The sequence below is a fragment of the Sporosarcina cyprini genome, from assembly GCF_022048975.1.
Lineage (GTDB): Bacteria > Bacillota > Bacilli > Bacillales_A > Planococcaceae > Sporosarcina > Sporosarcina cyprini.
Genome location: NZ_JAKMHX010000032.1, coordinates 122328 through 138617, shown reverse-complemented (window position 1 = coordinate 138617; position 16290 = coordinate 122328). Strand labels below are relative to the sequence as shown.

The window sequence follows — 16290 nt, the reverse complement described above, 5'->3', positions numbered from 1 at the left end:
CGGAAATCAACATTTTCTATTATTACTTCCATTGTAAAAGAAAAAAGACTGTAGGCAAACTCTGTAATTTCTCGAGTTTGTCTACAGTCTGACCCGCTGCCTGTTAGGCAGCGGGTTTCTTTTTCATTACACGTATTGATTAATCGCTAATCCTTTACCTGTCACTTTTGAGATCTGGGGTGATAGATTAGCAGGGTTCGGATAGATGAATCCATCCTTATAAAGCGGCAAATCGGATGTTTGGACCGGCTGCTCCGTTTGCTCTCGATCGCTCAACTGCTTCTCTAGCGTCCGATCAAATGTCTCCATGAATTCCGTATCCAATTTCACTTTTTCCACACGATTGATATAAGCGAAATTGTAACGTTCATCTTGTAATCGGTTTGCATACATTTGAGATTGAATTGGTTGGATCGGCAACTGATAGCCCATCTTCCACACCCCTTTTCTAAAACATATTTTTCTTTCTATAACCGTATTCGAAAGGCTTGAAACCTATTTATCTATTTTTTTTAGTTTCCAAGCATTTTTTGAATATCGTTCATATTGAAAGAACTGCCGCTTTGTAAAATGGACCGCACCAATTCATCTTCCAAATGTGGCGGAATGTCTTTGTTTGCCATTCTGCCAACTTTCTTGACAATTTTGCGAACTTGCCGTTCATCGCTGAAGTCGGCATATTGGATCGCATTGGCTAGTGCAAAGACTTCTTCCATTGGCACGCCTGTTTTAGATTCGATTTTCCGGAAAAATGAATCGTTCATGCTTCATCCCCTCCTCTTATACAAACGTAGCGCCAACAATGATCAACAGGATGAAGAGAACAACGATGAGAACGAACGTAGAACCACCATTCGAACCTCCGTAGCCACCACCATAGCCGCCGCCGTTGCAGCCGCCAAAGCATCCTGGATTCCAAGGACCGTATCCTCCAGACATTACTAACCCCTCCTTCCCTTCCACCTATCCTATGCAGGAAGTGAAAAGAAGGAGGGGGGCAAACGCACATTTTTTTGTGCAATCATTTGAATTGGTCCATTTAAAGTTACTGAAATGGCACTGCGGCCGTCCTGGATATCATGCCTTCCCTTTTGAACGAAATAAAAAAGAAGCAATGAATCCAAATAAGATGGCTGATGTGATACCTGAACTCGTTACTTCGAACATCCCGGTCAAGACACCGATGATGCCGTGTTTTTCTGCTTCAGCCATCGCGCCGTGGGTCAGTGAGTTGCCAAATGAGGTAATCGGAATGGTAGCTCCGGCTCCGGCAAAATCAACGAAGGGCTCATATAACCCGAAACCGGCCAATATGGAGCCGATTACGACCAACGTACATAATGTATGGGCTGGTGTCAGTTTTGCGACATCAAATAACAGTTGTCCAATTACGCAGATCAAGCCGCCTACAATAAAGGCGGTAATATAGATGGAATACAAATGAACCACTCATTTCATCGTTAATTCAACTGCATGGGCCGTACACGGAATCGTATCCCCTTGTTGGAACGACATCGGGGACAATAGGGCACCTGTTGCAATCAGCAAAACACGTTTATATTCTCTCGACAATAATTTGTTATAGATTTCCGAAAAATAAATAGCTGCAGAACATCCCGCACCGCTGGCACCGGAGAAAAATTTCGGATCTTTTCCATAGAACTCCATGCCGGCATCCCTAAAATTATTGGTGTTTCGGATTCCCTTTAGATCCACAAGCCTTTTTAATATTTCAAAACCTGTTTTTCCTAAATCGCCTGTCATAATGACATCATAATCGTCCGTCGACGCTCCATGGCCTTCCAAATGGCGGAACAGCGTATCAGCAGCTGCTGGTGCCATGGCAGCACCCATGTTCAAAGGATCTGTCATTCCCATGTCAATAGCTTTGCCGAACGTTCCTCTCTCAATACTTGGCACGCCTTCGCAGTGAGGGGTTACAGCGGCGGCTCCCGCTGCAGTTACTGTCCATTGGGCCGTATCTCCTTTTTGAACGCCGTATTCGACCGGATATCGAAACTGTCTTTCAATTGAATTATGCTGACTGGCTGAACCGGCAATCGCCAGTTCGGAAATTCCAGCGTCCGTTAGAATTGCGGCAGTCAATAGAGAAGAAACGGAAGTCGCGCAGGCACTGAACATGCCGATATATGGAATGCCAAGTGTAGTCGCACAAAAATTGGAAGGGGTCATTTGATTCACCAAGTCGCCTGTCAATAAGAAATCCGCATCCCCCGGAACTGCATTCACTTTGCTTAGTGCGATCATCGTGGCATCTTCCATCAATTTCGCATGACCATGCTCATTTGTATCAAGCCCGCATCTTTCCCCTTCGTAAATCTTATCGAAGCTCTCGAAATACGGGCTCTGTTTTTCTAGCGGTCCGGCTGTTACACCCGTTGCCGCAATCGAGGGAGCCGTTTTAAATTGAATTACACCGCGCGTCACCATGAAACAACTCCCATTTTGACGAGTATTGTCTTAATTAGTGCAACTGCAAAAGCAGAAAAAACACCCCAAAGAATAACCGATCCGGCTAATTTAAAGATATTTCCTCCAACGCCAAGCACATACCCCTCGGTTCTATGTTCGATTGCCGAGGAGATAACTGCGTTACCGAAACCTGTGATTGGAACAGCTCCGCCTGCTCCGCCAAACTGACCGATCTTTTTGTAAATGCCGAATCCAGTAAGCAGCATGGAAAAGAAGACCAACGTTGCCACGGTTGGATTGCTCGCAGTTCGTTCAGTAAAATCAAAAAAAGTAATATAGAATAAAGCTACAAATTGTCCGACCAAACAGATGGTGCCGCCTGTTATAAAAGCTTTGAAAACATTTTTTACGATCGAAGGCTTCGGAGATATTTCCTGTTCAATTGTTGAATACTGTTCTTTGTCCATTACGTCTCTTCCTTCAATAGTAATTTCAATCGGTCAATACCCTTGCCTAGCTCGTCCTCTTTTCCTTTATCGATCAGTTTGTTTGTTTCATATAAAATTTTGCTGTCGGCCGAAACGGTCACATCCATATCTGGGTATTGCTCTTCCAGCTTTTTCTCCAATTCAGCTGCGACCTTCTTCTTTTTAAACCTTGAAAATGTTTCAACGCGAATCCCCGCGAGCAGTTTCTCATCATGAAAAACGACTGCTGCCGATTTGATCCGCTTATCCTGCCGGATGATTGTTTCGGCTTGCGCCGCTACTTCATCTGAATCATTTTGATAATACCGGAACGCATCTTTCGAGCAACCGGCCAGGAGCACTGCTAGTAATGAAATGAGTATAATCTTCCGTATATCCATTCCCTCCCTTTTTTTCACAGTATGGCATTGGAAAGAGAAGTTTATTCAAAACCATGTTTTCCGCCCTGACGATTGGTCACCATGCGCATAAAGTATAGAGAATTGAAAAAAGGAGGTGGAATGAATGGGATGTGGAAGAACTGAAGGAGTAAGTGATACACACCGTCATGACAATTGTATTTGCGAGGTGGTCCGCGCAATTAAACGAGTGCAGGATATTCGCGAAGATATTGATTGTGACGATTGCAGAACCGACTGCTTCTTGACTCCGCTTGGCAGCCTTGTCAGCCCTGCTAGACAACGGGCGAACACTCGGGTGTTCATGCTGTTAGATGATGAAGGTAATCCATTCAAAGCGTTATTCAATCGTAGACGGATCCATAGGGAAAACGAAACTGCGAATGAGCAAAACAAAGTGAGGGACTGTGCAAGCTGTTTCTCAATCTTCTTTAGAGTGCAAAATGTTTTTGATAACTGCTGTGCTACACTTCAAGTCCTTGAGCCGCGTGATGCAAGAGGCAGAGCTGTAGATCTGTTTAAACATGGCAAACTTGACCTTGATGCAGTTTGTGATGCAGTCCGCTTTGAAGCGACAGGCTCCTGTGTAACAGTTGACCTTAAATGCTTCTGTGGCATTCAATGTGTACGTGACGTATTTATCGTTTGCGACGAAGACTGATCTGCCAACCTGCAATGTCCCGGCCGGCTGCCAATTTGGCGGCCGGTCTTTTTTCGTTAGGTTGTCAGACAGCAAAATTAAGCTCAACATAACAAAACAGGACTGGGGCAAGGTCCCGTCCTGTTTTTTAGTCCATGATGAATTGCTGGCCCCGCCAGTGGATGCTTTCGATTTCGTCCATAGCAATCATGATAGGTGCTGTCCCGCCTTCGAGCGGATCGATCCAAACCGTTTCCCCTTCGACTTTCCGAAGGCTTCCTTTCAATTGTTCCTCTCTCAAATAAAAGTGCAGTGGGCGGTATACCTGTCTCCGGAAAGGATTGTTTAAATATTGGAGCGTCTCGTATATGGCGGGATGGCTCACCCGCGTGTCAATATCGTAAGTCTGGTCAATGTCATGATTTGGTGTGCTATCACCGGAAAAGACCGGTGTAATGTCATATTCCGGCATCTCCCCCAAGGCAGTTTTTCCATCCTCGTTTACAACAAAAACGGAAGTACTTTCCTCCTCATCACTTGCGACAATCCGAGTATAAACTGGCGGACCCTGCACAAACAACAACGGTTTTTGGAAGCGTATCATACGTCCCCCCTTTTCCCTGTTAGTATATGCGCCTAACTTTTACGAAGTTCATCACCAATATGAAAAAAAAGCTTCCATCGGATTATAAATTCCCGATGAAAGCTGTAGCTAATCCAAGATAAATCAAAATACTAATTACATCATTTAGAGTTGTAATGAAAGGACCTGAAGCTACGGCCGGATCAATCTTCAACCGATGCATAAATAATGGGATGAACGAGCCTAAAATCGTAGCAACAAAAATGGAGACCAAAATGGCAGCCCCTACTAATAAGGCAATTATGAATTCGTGCTTCCATACAAAAATCAACCCAACTACAAATACCGAACAAGTCAGACCCGTAATTAACCCCGTGCCCGCCTCTCTCAACAGCAACTTAAACTTACTTTCCTCTTCAATATCTCTTGTCGCAATCCCCCGTACTGCTACTGCCAGTGCTTGCGTTCCACTGTTTCCGGCTGTACCGCCGATCAGAGGAATAAAGGCGGCTAGTAATGCCACTTGGGAAATTGTATCTGTAAATAAATCGATCAAATTAGCAGTCAGCATGCCCAAAACGAGCAAGATGATCAGCCATGGAATTCTTTTCTTCGCAGCGGATAAAGAATTTTTATCCATCGAATCCATATTGGATACACCGGCAAGTTTGGAGTAGTCATCCGATGCCTCTTCATCTAAGACGTCAATGACATCATCGACCGTAATAATCCCTAACAAATGCTGCTGGAAATCAACGACCGGCACAGCTAGCAAATTATAGTCCTGCGTCGTTCTTGCTACATCTTCCTGGTCATCCGATACAAGCACGCTGACGACCCGATCATTCATAATATCCCGGATGAGTGTATCTTCCTCCGCGATGATCAAGTCACGAAGCGATACGACGCCTGTCAGCCGATTGTCTTCATCTACAACGAATACATAATAGATTGTTTCCGCGCCGGGTGCTTCATTGCGGAGGATGGTCATCGCCGAACGGACAGTGGAAAATTCCGGAATCGAAACATATTCCGTCGTCATGATCGAACCTGCGGTATATTCTTCATAATGCAAGAGCGACTTAATCTGTTCAGCCGCCTCTTTGTTCATTAAGATGAGATAGCTTGCGATTTGCGACTTATCAAGTTCTTTCAGGACATCGACCGCGTTATCGACAAACATATGGGAGATCATTTCGGCCGCATACGTCGTGTCCATCTCCTGAAGGAACTCTTTATATTCATCTTCATCAATTTCACTAGTCTCGAAAATTTCCGCTAATTCTTTTGGTGAGAGGAAATAATAGATTTGCTTCCTTAAATCCGGTCCTACATTTTCATAGATAACCGCCCGGTCATAAGGGTGGAGCGCTAAATACTCATTCCGGAAAGTTTTGAGGTCCCGATTTATCAGAGCTTCGGTCATTCTCTCCTCAATAAGTGTGATTTCTTCTTTCGTTTCGTTATATTCCGTCATGGCTGCACCTTCCTTTCCGCTCTGTCGTGTATGATTGCTTGCAATCCAGGTATGATAACATAAAAAACAATAACAACTTTTCTTCTCAATTTCTACAAGTTAATAAAAAATAAATTATGCCAAATAAAGGAGCACAAAAAATGAAATATGATATCATCGGCGATATCCACGGTTGCTTTGCGGAATTGCTCGAATTGATCAATTCACTCGGCTACAAATTTAAAAACGGCCTGCCCATCCATATGGAAGGAAGACAGCTTGCTTTCGTAGGAGATGCGACAGACCGGGGACCGGATTCCCTTCAAACGCTGCAGCTTCTGTTTTCAATGCAGGACGCCGGAATCCTACTTTATGCACCTGGCAACCATTGCAATAAATTGTACAGGTACGTCAAAGGAAATAAAGTTCAGCAAACACATGGACTGGAAACAACGGTGGCTGAACTTGATTCACTCCCGAAAAACAAGAAAGAGGAATTTCTACTGAGATACCAAAGCTTCTATGAGAATTTACCCCTATATGTATCCCTTGAAAACGGAAATCTCATTATTGCGCATGCAGGCATCCCAAAACGGATGATCGGTGCCCCAATTTCCAATAGCATCCTGACATTCGTATTGTATGGAGATATTTCCGGCAAAACCTTACCAGATGGCAGGCCAGAACGCAGGGATTGGGCGAAACATTATGATGGGGAGCCTTTCATCGTATATGGTCATACGCCGGTTCCCGAGGCCCGCTTTGTAAAAAACACCGTCAACATCGATACTGGCTGCGTGTTTGGCGGGAAATTGTCAGCCCTTCGTTATCCTGAAATGGAAATACGCAGCGTTCCGTCCCGCCAGTCCAACCAGCCTGAACGGTTTACTCGGTTTGAATAGTGAGCAATGAAAGATCCGGTGGCAGACTGCTAGTAAAACGGAGCGGTACCCCTGTTAGAGGATGGCAAAACCCGATTGACGCGCAATGCAATGCTTGGCGGCTGATCAGGGATAACGAGCCCCCATATAGATCATCTCCCACTAACGGGTGCCCGAGCGACTGCATATGCACCCGGATTTGATGCGTCCTGCCAGTATGGAGTACTAGCATTACTTCTGAAAAAAGGTAGCCATCGTTTCCATACAAACCGAGCACTTCAACGTCCGTACGCGCGTATTGGCCATCTTCCCGAACCGTTCTTTCAATGATGCTCCCATCTTTCCTGCCGATGGGTCGCTCGATAATGAACCGAGATTCTTTCAAATGGCCTTCCACAAAGGCGATATATTGGCGATGAAAGCCGATTGATTCCATTTGACTGCTTAACAGATGATGGATATGGCGGTTCTTCGCAATACATAAGAGGCCGGACGTATCACGATCCAGCCTCGTCACTACGTGGACTGTACTCGGCACTTGCTCTCTGCGGAATTTGCCTGCCACCAGATTGGCAACGGTACCGCTCGGCTGGTCTCTGGATGGGATGGTCGCCATACCAGCCGGCTTATCGAGAATTAAGAGTGCTTCGTCCTCATAGACAACCGACAATTCCCCTTCTTCCGGTGACAATCCCGCACTCGGCTCCTCTATCGGAAAGAGGACGGAAACAGCGTCCCCTTTGGCTAACCGACACCTGACAGTCTGTTCCTGCCCATTGACCAGAAGAGCGCCGCCTTCATACTTCGTGGCGGTCAGCGTCTTCTTCGAAATGCCTTTCTGCTGCAAGAATTCACGCAGCAAAACGGAGTCCTCCTCCACGAGGAAATCAAGCCGGACTCTGAGATCTTCCTGCCACATCATTCATCACTCGCAATAAACGAATCGTGCACACGTTTCCAGAAAGGAAACGGGCGAAATCGTGCAAATCGGACACGCTGTCCGGATACTTTATATTCAATGGATTTGACGTCTTTGTGAAGCAACTGCAAATGGTCAATCGTCACCATGAAATCGGGTCCATTGACAGGTGTCAGGACACAATTATGATGGGATGGAAGTACAAGCGGCGATCCGACTGTACGGAATACCCGGTTATTGATGGATGCCATTTCAGTGAGCTGCATCGCAGGAAGTGCCGGATGGATAATGGCACCGCCGAGCGCTTTATTATAAGCTGTGGAGCCGGAAGGGGTAGACATGCAAAGGCCGTCTCCCCTGAACCTTTCAAAATGTTCCCCATTCAACTCTACGTCCATGACAAGCGTCACTTCCGGTGATTTCACAGTTGATTCATTCAACGCCAAATACGTAGCAACCTCATCGGACGTTCGATAATTAATACGCACTTCAAGAAGCGGATATTCAATGACATCGTATTCTTTCCGAGCAATGGAAATAACGAGCTTCTCGATCTCCAACGGTTTCCAATCCGCATAAAATCCGAGATGTCCCGTATGGATCCCGACAAACGCAGTATGCTGCAGCCGATGAATATACTTATGGAAGGCGTGAAGCAACGTACCATCGCCTCCGATAGATAGGACAATATCAGGTTCATTCTCATCATATTCGAGACCGAAATCAGCCAAATAGCCTTTTGCCTCATCGCGCAATCTTTCAGACAGCGCATCATTCCTCGTTTGAATTGCGAATTTCATGCCTTTACTCCCCCTTCCACTTCTGTTCGCCGTAATCGCGGTCCGGTGTTTCCTTGAATGCACTGAAATACTTCTGGGCATCATGTATTTCATCGCGGATCAGCGACATCTCCTCATCCAGCCGGAATGCCGCCTCTGCCGCACGTTCCAGACGATGCCGGATCTCATCCGGCAATTCGCCCTTATATTTATAGTTCAATGAATGTTCGATGGAAGCCCAAAAATTCATCGCAAGCGTCCGGATTTGGATTTCCGCCAGGATCGTCTTCTCGCCATGGATTGTCTGCACCGGATATTCGATAATCATATGATACGATCGATAGCCGCTCGCTTTTTTATTGGAAATGTAGTCACGTTCCTCCACCACCCGCATATCAGTCCGCTGCCGAAGCGTCTGCACGACTTTGCCGATATCATCAACAAATTGACACATCAGGCGGACACCCGCAATATCAGGCAGTTCTTTCGCCAAAGCCTCAGAGGGTTCAAACGGGATCCCTTTTTCAAGCGTCTTATCATAGATGCTCGCCAAAGGCTTTAACCGGCCGGTTACAAACTCAACAGGTGTATGGACATTTTCCAATTCGTATTGCGACCGCAATCCTTTTAATTTCACTTTTAACTCGGCCACTGCCTGCTTGTATGGTCCTAAAAATTGTTTCCATTCCTTCATCAAGGACCCTCCCCCCACTCTATTCATACTAACAACTCGACTCTCTTAACGAACAGGTATTAAGCCTGCAAGATAGCGCTGAACTCGTCCTCCACGGCAGTGGAGAATTCTTCGCCGTAATTGTCATTCCCTTCGATATTAAAAACTAACATTGTCAGCTCTTCCACAAATCCAGGAAGCTCGATTGTTTCCTCATCGCATTTGATCACAGGCTGCCTGCCTGAGTCCAACACTTCCGCCATTTGTGGCCAAACCTGTTTCGGGAAATGAATGTATGTGTATCCCTCTTCTGTTTCAAGTAAATAAACGAACGCCATCTCATCCGAATCTGTAATCATTTTCTTGGAAGGTGCGCCTTTGGGACGTCCATTGGTCGCATCGATGGTAAATTGCATTGTTTCATTATGTATAGTTGCGTCGTTCACTCGATATTGAATTCGCATGCGTTCTACTTCCTTTCCTTATCATACGTTCAGTCTACCATATGATAGGTTTTCATGCAGTTTGTAATATGCGTTTGGGCGTATACTTGTTATACTATACATATAGTGCAATTGACTGTTTACAATGAAAGGAACGATCTTTATGGATGCGCGCTCCATTCGTACACTGCTTGACATAAATGCGATGCAGACATTAGGTTCTGTACAGACGTATGCCTACGGGCAAACCGGGACTGCTTCCCTGTTCGATGAATTGCTTGGAGAGTTCATGGGTTCATCTTCTATTGCGGATTCTGTGACAAATGTTTCCGGCTCATTGCTTGGAGCTGCCGATCCTTTGGCCTACTCCGGTGCAAACCAAATATATATGCCGCTCTCCATCGGCAATGACTTCGTAAGCACATCTGCTAGCGGGATGCCTGGGATTGGCATGAATGAAGACCGTGATTTTGCAGACATTATTAAAGAAGCAGCGGACCGTTTTGGTGTTCCTGAGAAATTAATTTCAGCTGTTATTAAACAGGAATCCAATTTCAATCCTTCCGCCGTCAGCCATGCGGGTGCTGCGGGATTGATGCAGCTGATGCCCGGGACAGCCCGGCTCCTTGGAGTCCAAAACAGCATGGATCCCGTCCAAAATATCCACGGCGGCGCCAAATATTTGCGTCAAATGCTCGACCAGTTCGGAAATGATACGGAGCTGGCACTTGCGGCATACAACGCAGGACCCGGCAATGTAAGAAAATATGGCGGCATTCCGCCTTTTAAAGAGACACAGCAGTATGTCCAAAAAGTGCTCGGTTATTATGAAAGTTTCCATGTATGACTGACTTGAAGAAGTTGTAAGGCTATTTATTTGTGAAAGAATAGTCTGGTTGATAAAATGTCATTACAGTCAGAGCAAAGGAGATTGACATAAATGACTCGAAAACCTTTGATTCCTTATGAGGAGATCGGTGCTGAAAAGCTTTCGGAACTCATTGACCGATTTTATGAAAAAGTTGCTGTCCATCCGGACTTATATCCGATTTTCCCAAAAGACCTGACCGAAACGGCTAGAAAGCAAAAACAATTTCAGACACAATATTTGGGCGGACCCAATTTATATACCGAAGAACATGGACATCCGATGATGAAGGCAAGACATATGCCCTTCCCTATCACACCGGCTCGTGCCAAAGCATGGCTCGACTGCATGAACGAAGCAATGGATGACGTCGGAATGGAAGGAAAGCTGCGTGAAATTTACTTTAAACGGCTGGAGATGACAGCTAATCATATGGTAAATCGGAACGAGGGTGATTTTCATTGAACCGTCGGACATTGATGGAAACTCCGGTCTCCTCACCATCCCAATCGAGACCGATTGAATTATATGTTTTCGTGGACCCTTTGTGCAGTGCCTGCTGGTCGTTGCAGCCGCTGCTCCGCAAATTGCAGATTGAATACGATCGCTATTTTTCCCTGCAGCTCGCATTGCGCACTTCCATTCCAAAAACGAATGCATGCTGCCGCAATGAAGACGATTTAATGGCATGCGAGAAAAGCCATCCCGCTTTCCCAAGCATCGCCATGAAAGCTGCCGAATTCCAGGGTAAACGGGCAGGTTTTCGTTTCCTTTCCAAAATGTATGAGTATACGTTTCTGAAAGACAGGAACATCACCTCTTTTTCAGTATTAACCGAAATAGCAGAAAAGCTAAACCTTGATGTGGATGAATTCATCCGCGATTTTTCATCTAAAAACGTCATGCGATCATTGCAGGTGGACTTATATTTAGCGAAGGAAATGGAAGTGGCCGAAGCTCCGACGTTCGTCTTTTTCAATGGCAATATCGAAGACGAGGGATTGATGGTCAGTGGATCCTATCCTTATGAGGTGTATGAACAAATACTGGAGGAACTTCTCGGCTGCACAATCACGCCGGAATGCCCTCCTGAGCTCGATGATCTGTTGCAGCGTTTTGATACGATGTCGACTCAAGAAATCGCGAGCATTTATTCCCTTTCCGAAAAAGATGCGGAACGTGAATTAAAAAAACGCCTTCTCCAGCAGAAGGTGGAACGGCTTACACTACAAAATACGACACTATGGCGAAATAAATAAAAAAACTCGATTCCTTTAGTGGGAATCGAGTTTTTTCTTTAAATAAATATAAAGAGCATCCCTCCTGGGGGAGAGGGATGCTCTAATAAAGGGAATGGGAGAAATGTTCACGTTCAAACAAAAGGGGTGTATGTTTGGTATGTGATTTATTTCACATCTATAATTTATCATGGAATAATAGTTAAATCAACATTTCACAAATAAATTCACATATATGTCACAAATGCTAAACAGGTAAAACATTATAGATATAAGTTATATAACAGCTGTCTCCCTTGAATCGACAAGATTCGCGCATATGAAAGCGCTTTATTTTTAATTATATAGATATAACTACTGTTATAGTCTTTCCTGTCTGACGAAATCGCTTCTCCGCACATCGTATGGAATTTTGACTAACGGAATCGAAAAAGCGACGGAGCAAAGTCCCCGCCGCTTCTAAACTTGATTTATTGTTTATTCAACAGTTCTTCCAACTCGTTCAAGCGTTCTTCAAATACGCTGCAAGCTTCCTCGATTGGTGCAGTACTTGTCATATCAACTCCCGCTTTTTTCAATACTTCGATCGGATAGTCGGATGATCCGGCTTTCAGGAAGTGATTGATGTAACGATCGACAGCCGGCTGGCCTTCTGTCAGGATCTGGTGGCTCAGTGCAACTGCCGCGCTGAATCCAGTCGCATATTGATAGACATAGTAATTGTAGTAGAAATGCGGAATTCTCGCCCATTCAAGGCCGATTTCCTTATCTTCTGCCACCGCTTCTCCGAAGTACTTCTGGTTAAGCGCAAAATATTCTTCCGTCAATTTGTCCGCTGTGAGAGCCACACCTTGTTGATCCAGCTGGTGAATCAAATGCTCAAACTCCGCAAACATAGTCTGACGGAAAACAGTTGAGCGGAATCCATCTAGCCAGTGATTGAGCAAGTAAATCCGTTTCTGCTCATCATCGATCGTTTTCAGTAGATGGTCATTCAAAAGTGCTTCATTCACAGTAGAAGCGACTTCCGCCACAAAAATGGAATAACCGCTGTAAATGAATGGTTGTGTTTTCCGGGAATAATAGCTGTGTACACTATGGCCGAACTCATGAGCCAGTGTAAACATATTGTCCACGTTATCCTGCCAGTTCATGAGAATATACGGGTTTGTGCCGTAAGCGCCTGAAGAATAAGCTCCTGAACGCTTTCCTTTATTTTCACGAACATCGACCCAGCGATTATCCAAGCCTTCTCTAACGATGGACTTATACTCTTCACCAAGCGGATGGAAACTTTCGAGCATCGTTTCTTTTGCTTCCTCATAAGGAATTTTCATCTCCACATCTTTTACTAATGGTGTGAACATGTCCCACATATGAAGCTCGCTGACATCCATCACTTTCTTTCGCAATGCGACATAACGATGAAGCAATCCAAGATTCTTGTTAATTGTTGATACGAGGTTCTCGTACACTTGCTCCGGAATATGATTTGTCGATAGGGCTGCTTGACGTGCTGAGTCATATTTGCGGATCCGCGCATTGACATTATGGCTCTTTACATTGCCTGCCAGCGTAGAAGCAAATGTATTTTTAAACTCGCCATATTTGCTATACATCGCCTTAAATGCTTCTTCCCGAACACGTGGATCCGTGCTCTCCAAGAAACGGATATAACGGCCATGTGACAGCTCGACTTCCTCCCCGTTTTCATCTTTGATCATCGGGAACGTCAAATCTGCATTATTCAACAGGCTGAATGTTTCGGAAGAACTGGAAGTCACTTCACTCATTTGAGCGAGCAATGCTTCTTGGTCGGCAGGAAGCACATGAGGACGGTAGGCATTTAATTCCTCGATCTCATGTTTGTAGATACGGAGATTGTCGTTCTCTTCCACCATTTTGTTCAACTGATCTTCCGGAATGGCAAGCAGTTCAGGCATGAAATAAGAAAGCGCTGTCGACACCTTTACATATAGTGATTTAGCGCGGCTCTCCATTGCTTGGTAAAAGCTATTTGTCGTATCTTGATCGCCTTTCAGATGAGAATACGTGTATAGCTTGCGCATTTTTTCGGCAAGCGTATCCCGATAAGAAAGCGCTTCAAATAAAGCTTCTGGACCATTCTCTAACGTTCCTTGGAATGAACCTGCCTTCTCAAGGAAAGACTCAATTTCTTTGAACTCTGCTTCCCATGCCTCATCAGTCGGGAAGATGTCTTCCAAACGCCATGTTTCTTCCACTTTCACTTCGTCACGAGTTAATACCTTATTAGTAGATTCCGTTGTCATATTGTTTCCTCCTTCTCGCCTTTTTTCGGAAAGCGAATCAATTTCATTCTCTCAATTTCAAACGGTGTTTGCAAGAAATCTTTCTGAAATTAAACGCAAAATCTTATTTTCACCCAGTTCTACATGGTTCTGAAAAGAGTGTATGCCATTTTCCATTAATAATGCGAAATACATCCGACAAGCGAGGATCTGTTCTTCTAGGTCACCCCCAAAACGCCTGCAGAATCTCTCAAGCTGATCAGCAGTCACTTCATGGAATGCCAAGCCATTTTGCGCAAGTTCGTAGAGAAGGCATAACTGCCATTCACAATCATGCACACGGAATGCTCTTTTCGTCTGAACTGGCACTCCGATCCAATCATGCAGGAGAACAGGTGGAATCCGAAGTTCGTAGCAGCAACGCAGAAAAGGATTATGGATTCCTTGCCGATTGTATTGGATTTGTGAGCGAATATAGTGTTCCCGAAACTGGACGTAGTAAGACAAGTACTCTGTGAGCATCGAAGGGGCCGGGGATTTCGGCATGGCAAATGGATAGCATTGATAAGCGATCGGCAATTTCGTATGAATCCCGATGTACCGCTGCCCATCAACGGGCAACAAATTGCTGTAATAATGGAATGTCTGAGTATACGTATTGTAGGTGAGGAGAAATGGATGTTCCTGATAGGGGGTCATAAAGAATTGTTCTTCGAACTTGGAAAAACGGAACACGTTAACGCCTAGCGGCAGCTTGCTGAATTTTGCCGGGGTATGCAAAATCCAGATGGGTTCCATGCCGGCTCTCTGATAGCATTTCGTTCGTTCTTTCATCAGCGCTTGGGAAATGCGGCTGCATTGGAATTCAATCGGGGTGCTGGTCTCCAATTGCTGAACGAGCAGATCCGGCCGTTGTGACAACACAGGCAGCAATGGCTCCATGGCCACTTGCAGATCAAGGTCGCATAAAAAGCGGTACAGCTGCTGTTTACCGTTCAAATGTTCTGCAGACTCCCCCTCTGAAAAAGCGCTCGTGCAATGGGCATCCTGCATATGCGCGAAATGGGGAATCACAATGTCGCCTACTTTCATTTGCAAAGCAGACCCGCACTCGGGGCAGAAGAACCGTTCGGAAGCACGAAGTCGTTTCAACTGGTTACGGGGCATGTCAGGGGAAAGAATGAAGAGCTGCCCGTTGCCAGTTCTGGCTGATAACATAGTTACTCCCTCCTTCCCCTCTATCATAAGAAGCTTACTGGTTATTTGCAAGGAAAGGCGAAACTCTCAAGGTTATGGAAAAGTCCATAAAAAAAAGACCGCAGCTGGGCGGTCTTGTCATAATCAGCCAAAATAAGTCTGAATCGTCTCAAATACATCCGATTCCATAATTACGTGCCCATACTCTTCTAATCGATGGATCGTCACGTTCGAGAGAGCACCATGCTCCGTCATCACACTGCAAAAATCGGTCTTGCGTGCATCATCGGAATCCTCGTCGTACTCGACGTAGAGATAGTATTTCTCTTCGAATTGATAAAGAGAGGTGTGGACCGTGTAATTGGAAAGTTCTCTTGACATGGAGATCAGTTCTTCAAAGTCGGTAAAAACGAACATATCGGACGTCCACTCCTCCGGCTCATCATTCACTTCATCCGGCAGGGTATCTGCCTTGCCAAAGATCGCAGAATCCTCTTGGAACATTTTTCTAGGATCATCCATTCCAAACGGCATTTCCATGTCATCTCCATCAGCCGGCATTTGAGCACGAGTCACCGTGACTTCAATTCCATTGTTCATCGCATGGACTTGGATCCATAGAGGACCTTCGATCTCAAACTCAGTTTCATCGTTGATTTCGTCCATCATTTCCCAGAACAACTCTTCACTTTTGTCCCGGTTATACCAAACTTCCTCTCGGGTGAAACCGCGCTCTTCAATGTCAATATATGATAAGTAGAACTTTACGGTGTTTTCATTTATACGTTCTATTTCCATCCCTTTTCTCTCCCTTCCCTAAAACCGGCAGATGCCTGTTTTGTTTTATTTGCACTAAACCTGCAATGCTTATTCATACTATATGACCGTCCGGCAGGATATGAAAGGGTTCACCTAGGACGTATATTAAATTCATTTCAATGGAACGCGAGGCAAGCGTCAAATTGCCCGATCCGCACATAATAACATATGATTACTAGCATTGTAGAGAACATCCGCCAAGAAA

Annotated in this window: 21 protein-coding genes; 5 read left to right on the top strand and 16 right to left on the bottom strand. The window is 45.1% G+C overall.

All coding sequences use genetic code 11. The features are described 5' to 3' along the window. Positions 1-126: 126 nt before the first annotated feature. From L7D49_RS17305 to L7D49_RS17275, 7 genes are all read right to left on the bottom strand, one after another. Entirely contained in the window at positions 127-432 is a 306-nt protein-coding gene (locus L7D49_RS17305) for a hypothetical protein (RefSeq protein ID WP_238083188.1), read from the bottom strand. An 80-nt stretch (positions 433-512) separates the two neighbouring features. Next, positions 513-764, bottom strand: coding sequence for a stage VI sporulation protein F (locus tag L7D49_RS17300; protein WP_238083186.1), 252 nt, complete (start codon positions 762-764; stop codon positions 513-515). A gap of 16 nt (positions 765-780) precedes the next feature. Then, on the bottom strand, positions 781-939 hold the full coding sequence (locus L7D49_RS17295) for a YjcZ family sporulation protein (RefSeq protein WP_238083184.1): 159 nt from the start codon (positions 937-939) through the stop codon (positions 781-783). A 138-nt stretch (positions 940-1077) separates the two neighbouring features. Continuing rightward, positions 1078-1440, bottom strand: coding sequence for a stage V sporulation protein AE (spoVAE, locus tag L7D49_RS17290; RefSeq protein WP_238083182.1), 363 nt, complete (start codon positions 1438-1440; stop codon positions 1078-1080). A 9-nt stretch (positions 1441-1449) separates the two neighbouring features. Then, the gene (locus L7D49_RS17285; protein ID WP_238083180.1) at positions 1450-2451 is read right to left on the bottom strand and encodes a stage V sporulation protein AD; all 1002 of its coding nucleotides are present in this window, start codon (positions 2449-2451) and stop codon (positions 1450-1452) included. Next, the gene (gene spoVAC, locus L7D49_RS17280; protein WP_238083178.1) at positions 2445-2900 is read right to left on the bottom strand and encodes a stage V sporulation protein AC; all 456 of its coding nucleotides are present in this window, start codon (positions 2898-2900) and stop codon (positions 2445-2447) included. Before spoVAC ends, L7D49_RS17285 begins: the two co-directional genes overlap by 7 nt. Continuing rightward, the gene (locus L7D49_RS17275) at positions 2900-3301 is read right to left on the bottom strand and encodes a YhcN/YlaJ family sporulation lipoprotein (protein ID WP_238083176.1); all 402 of its coding nucleotides are present in this window, start codon (positions 3299-3301) and stop codon (positions 2900-2902) included. The genes spoVAC and L7D49_RS17275 overlap by 1 nt, the downstream gene beginning before the upstream one ends. Positions 3302-3425: 124 nt before the next feature. Between L7D49_RS17275 and L7D49_RS17270 the strand changes: the two genes are divergently transcribed. After that, positions 3426-3980, top strand: a complete 555-nt coding sequence (locus L7D49_RS17270; protein WP_238083174.1) for a CotY/CotZ family spore coat protein — start codon at positions 3426-3428, stop codon at positions 3978-3980. Positions 3981-4107: 127 nt separating this feature from the next. On the opposite strand, the gene L7D49_RS17265 is transcribed toward L7D49_RS17270, so the two are convergent. Both L7D49_RS17265 and mgtE read right to left on the bottom strand, forming a co-directional pair. Beyond that, positions 4108-4563 (bottom strand): hypothetical protein, encoded by a 456-nt coding sequence (locus L7D49_RS17265; protein WP_238083172.1) that lies wholly within the window; start codon positions 4561-4563, stop codon positions 4108-4110. 82 nt (positions 4564-4645) lie between these two features. Beyond that, on the bottom strand, positions 4646-6019 hold the full coding sequence (gene mgtE, locus L7D49_RS17260) for a magnesium transporter (protein ID WP_418895901.1): 1374 nt from the start codon (positions 6017-6019) through the stop codon (positions 4646-4648). Between the two features lie 140 nt (positions 6020-6159). Between mgtE and prpE the strand changes: the two genes are divergently transcribed. Then, positions 6160-6900 (top strand): bis(5'-nucleosyl)-tetraphosphatase PrpE, encoded by a 741-nt coding sequence (gene prpE, locus L7D49_RS17255; protein ID WP_238083170.1) that lies wholly within the window; start codon positions 6160-6162, stop codon positions 6898-6900. On the opposite strand, the gene L7D49_RS17250 is transcribed toward prpE, so the two are convergent. The 4 genes from L7D49_RS17250 to L7D49_RS17235 are packed head-to-tail and all read right to left on the bottom strand — an operon-like array spanning position 6884 to position 9714. After that, entirely contained in the window at positions 6884-7798 is a 915-nt protein-coding gene (locus L7D49_RS17250) for an RluA family pseudouridine synthase (protein ID WP_418895900.1), read from the bottom strand. The genes prpE and L7D49_RS17250 overlap by 17 nt on opposite strands. Then, entirely contained in the window at positions 7798-8598 is an 801-nt protein-coding gene (locus L7D49_RS17245; RefSeq protein ID WP_238083166.1) for an NAD kinase, read from the bottom strand. Before L7D49_RS17245 ends, L7D49_RS17250 begins: the two co-directional genes overlap by 1 nt. A 4-nt stretch (positions 8599-8602) precedes the next feature. Further along, positions 8603-9271: a GTP diphosphokinase gene (yjbM, locus tag L7D49_RS17240; protein WP_238083164.1), complete on the bottom strand. Its 669-nt coding sequence runs from the start codon at positions 9269-9271 to the stop codon at positions 8603-8605. 59 nt (positions 9272-9330) lie between these two features. Next, the gene (locus L7D49_RS17235) at positions 9331-9714 is read right to left on the bottom strand and encodes a UPF0738 family protein (RefSeq protein ID WP_238083162.1); all 384 of its coding nucleotides are present in this window, start codon (positions 9712-9714) and stop codon (positions 9331-9333) included. Between the two features lie 142 nt (positions 9715-9856). Here L7D49_RS17235 and L7D49_RS20280 point away from each other — a divergent pair, with 142 nt between their 5' ends. The 3 genes from L7D49_RS20280 (at position 9857) to L7D49_RS17220 (ending at position 11820) form a co-directional block, all read left to right on the top strand. Further along, complete coding sequence (locus L7D49_RS20280; RefSeq protein WP_238083160.1) at positions 9857-10540, top strand: lytic transglycosylase domain-containing protein; 684 nt, start codon at positions 9857-9859, stop codon at positions 10538-10540. A gap of 93 nt (positions 10541-10633) precedes the next feature. Continuing rightward, on the top strand, positions 10634-11026 hold the full coding sequence (locus L7D49_RS17225) for a globin domain-containing protein (protein WP_238083158.1): 393 nt from the start codon (positions 10634-10636) through the stop codon (positions 11024-11026). Then, complete coding sequence (locus L7D49_RS17220; protein ID WP_238083156.1) at positions 11023-11820, top strand: DsbA family protein; 798 nt, start codon at positions 11023-11025, stop codon at positions 11818-11820. The genes L7D49_RS17225 and L7D49_RS17220 overlap by 4 nt, the downstream gene beginning before the upstream one ends. A 449-nt stretch (positions 11821-12269) precedes the next feature. Here L7D49_RS17220 and pepF read toward each other — a convergent pair whose 3' ends face one another. From pepF to mecA, 3 genes are all read right to left on the bottom strand, one after another. After that, on the bottom strand, positions 12270-14090 hold the full coding sequence (gene pepF / locus L7D49_RS17215) for an oligoendopeptidase F (RefSeq protein ID WP_238083154.1): 1821 nt from the start codon (positions 14088-14090) through the stop codon (positions 12270-12272). A gap of 57 nt (positions 14091-14147) precedes the next feature. Further along, entirely contained in the window at positions 14148-15287 is a 1140-nt protein-coding gene (locus L7D49_RS17210) for a competence protein CoiA (protein WP_238083152.1), read from the bottom strand. Positions 15288-15410: 123 nt separating this feature from the next. Further along, complete coding sequence (mecA, locus tag L7D49_RS17205; protein WP_238083151.1) at positions 15411-16064, bottom strand: adaptor protein MecA; 654 nt, start codon at positions 16062-16064, stop codon at positions 15411-15413. Positions 16065-16290 lie beyond the last annotated feature (226 nt).

Bases quoted from the DNA above. Each gene is read 5' to 3' on its own strand.
- L7D49_RS17210 (WP_238083152.1), bottom strand. From the start codon at position 15,287: ATGTTATCAGCCAGAACTGGCAACGGGCAGCTCTTCATTCTTTCCCCT.
- L7D49_RS17235 (WP_238083162.1), bottom strand. From the start codon at position 9,714: ATGCGAATTCAATATCGAGTGAACGACGCAACTATACATAATGAAACA.
- L7D49_RS17300 (WP_238083186.1), bottom strand. From the start codon at position 764: ATGAACGATTCATTTTTCCGGAAAATCGAATCTAAAACAGGCGTGCCA.
- L7D49_RS17265 (WP_238083172.1), bottom strand. From the start codon at position 4,563: ATGATACGCTTCCAAAAACCGTTGTTGTTTGTGCAGGGTCCGCCAGTT.
- L7D49_RS17270 (WP_238083174.1), top strand. From the start codon at position 3,426: ATGGGATGTGGAAGAACTGAAGGAGTAAGTGATACACACCGTCATGAC.
- L7D49_RS17295 (WP_238083184.1), bottom strand. From the start codon at position 939: ATGTCTGGAGGATACGGTCCTTGGAATCCAGGATGCTTTGGCGGCTGC.
- L7D49_RS20280 (WP_238083160.1), top strand. From the start codon at position 9,857: ATGGATGCGCGCTCCATTCGTACACTGCTTGACATAAATGCGATGCAG.
- spoVAC (WP_238083178.1), bottom strand. From the start codon at position 2,900: ATGGACAAAGAACAGTATTCAACAATTGAACAGGAAATATCTCCGAAG.
- prpE (WP_238083170.1), top strand. From the start codon at position 6,160: ATGAAATATGATATCATCGGCGATATCCACGGTTGCTTTGCGGAATTG.
- mecA (WP_238083151.1), bottom strand. From the start codon at position 16,064: ATGGAAATAGAACGTATAAATGAAAACACCGTAAAGTTCTACTTATCA.
- yjbM (WP_238083164.1), bottom strand. From the start codon at position 9,271: ATGAAGGAATGGAAACAATTTTTAGGACCATACAAGCAGGCAGTGGCC.
- L7D49_RS17275 (WP_238083176.1), bottom strand. From the start codon at position 3,301: ATGGATATACGGAAGATTATACTCATTTCATTACTAGCAGTGCTCCTG.
- L7D49_RS17305 (WP_238083188.1), bottom strand. From the start codon at position 432: ATGGGCTATCAGTTGCCGATCCAACCAATTCAATCTCAAATGTATGCA.
- L7D49_RS17245 (WP_238083166.1), bottom strand. From the start codon at position 8,598: ATGAAATTCGCAATTCAAACGAGGAATGATGCGCTGTCTGAAAGATTG.
- L7D49_RS17285 (WP_238083180.1), bottom strand. From the start codon at position 2,451: ATGGTGACGCGCGGTGTAATTCAATTTAAAACGGCTCCCTCGATTGCG.
- L7D49_RS17250 (WP_418895900.1), bottom strand. From the start codon at position 7,798: ATGTGGCAGGAAGATCTCAGAGTCCGGCTTGATTTCCTCGTGGAGGAG.
- L7D49_RS17225 (WP_238083158.1), top strand. From the start codon at position 10,634: ATGACTCGAAAACCTTTGATTCCTTATGAGGAGATCGGTGCTGAAAAG.
- mgtE (WP_418895901.1), bottom strand. From the start codon at position 6,019: ATGACGGAATATAACGAAACGAAAGAAGAAATCACACTTATTGAGGAG.
- pepF (WP_238083154.1), bottom strand. From the start codon at position 14,090: ATGACAACGGAATCTACTAATAAGGTATTAACTCGTGACGAAGTGAAA.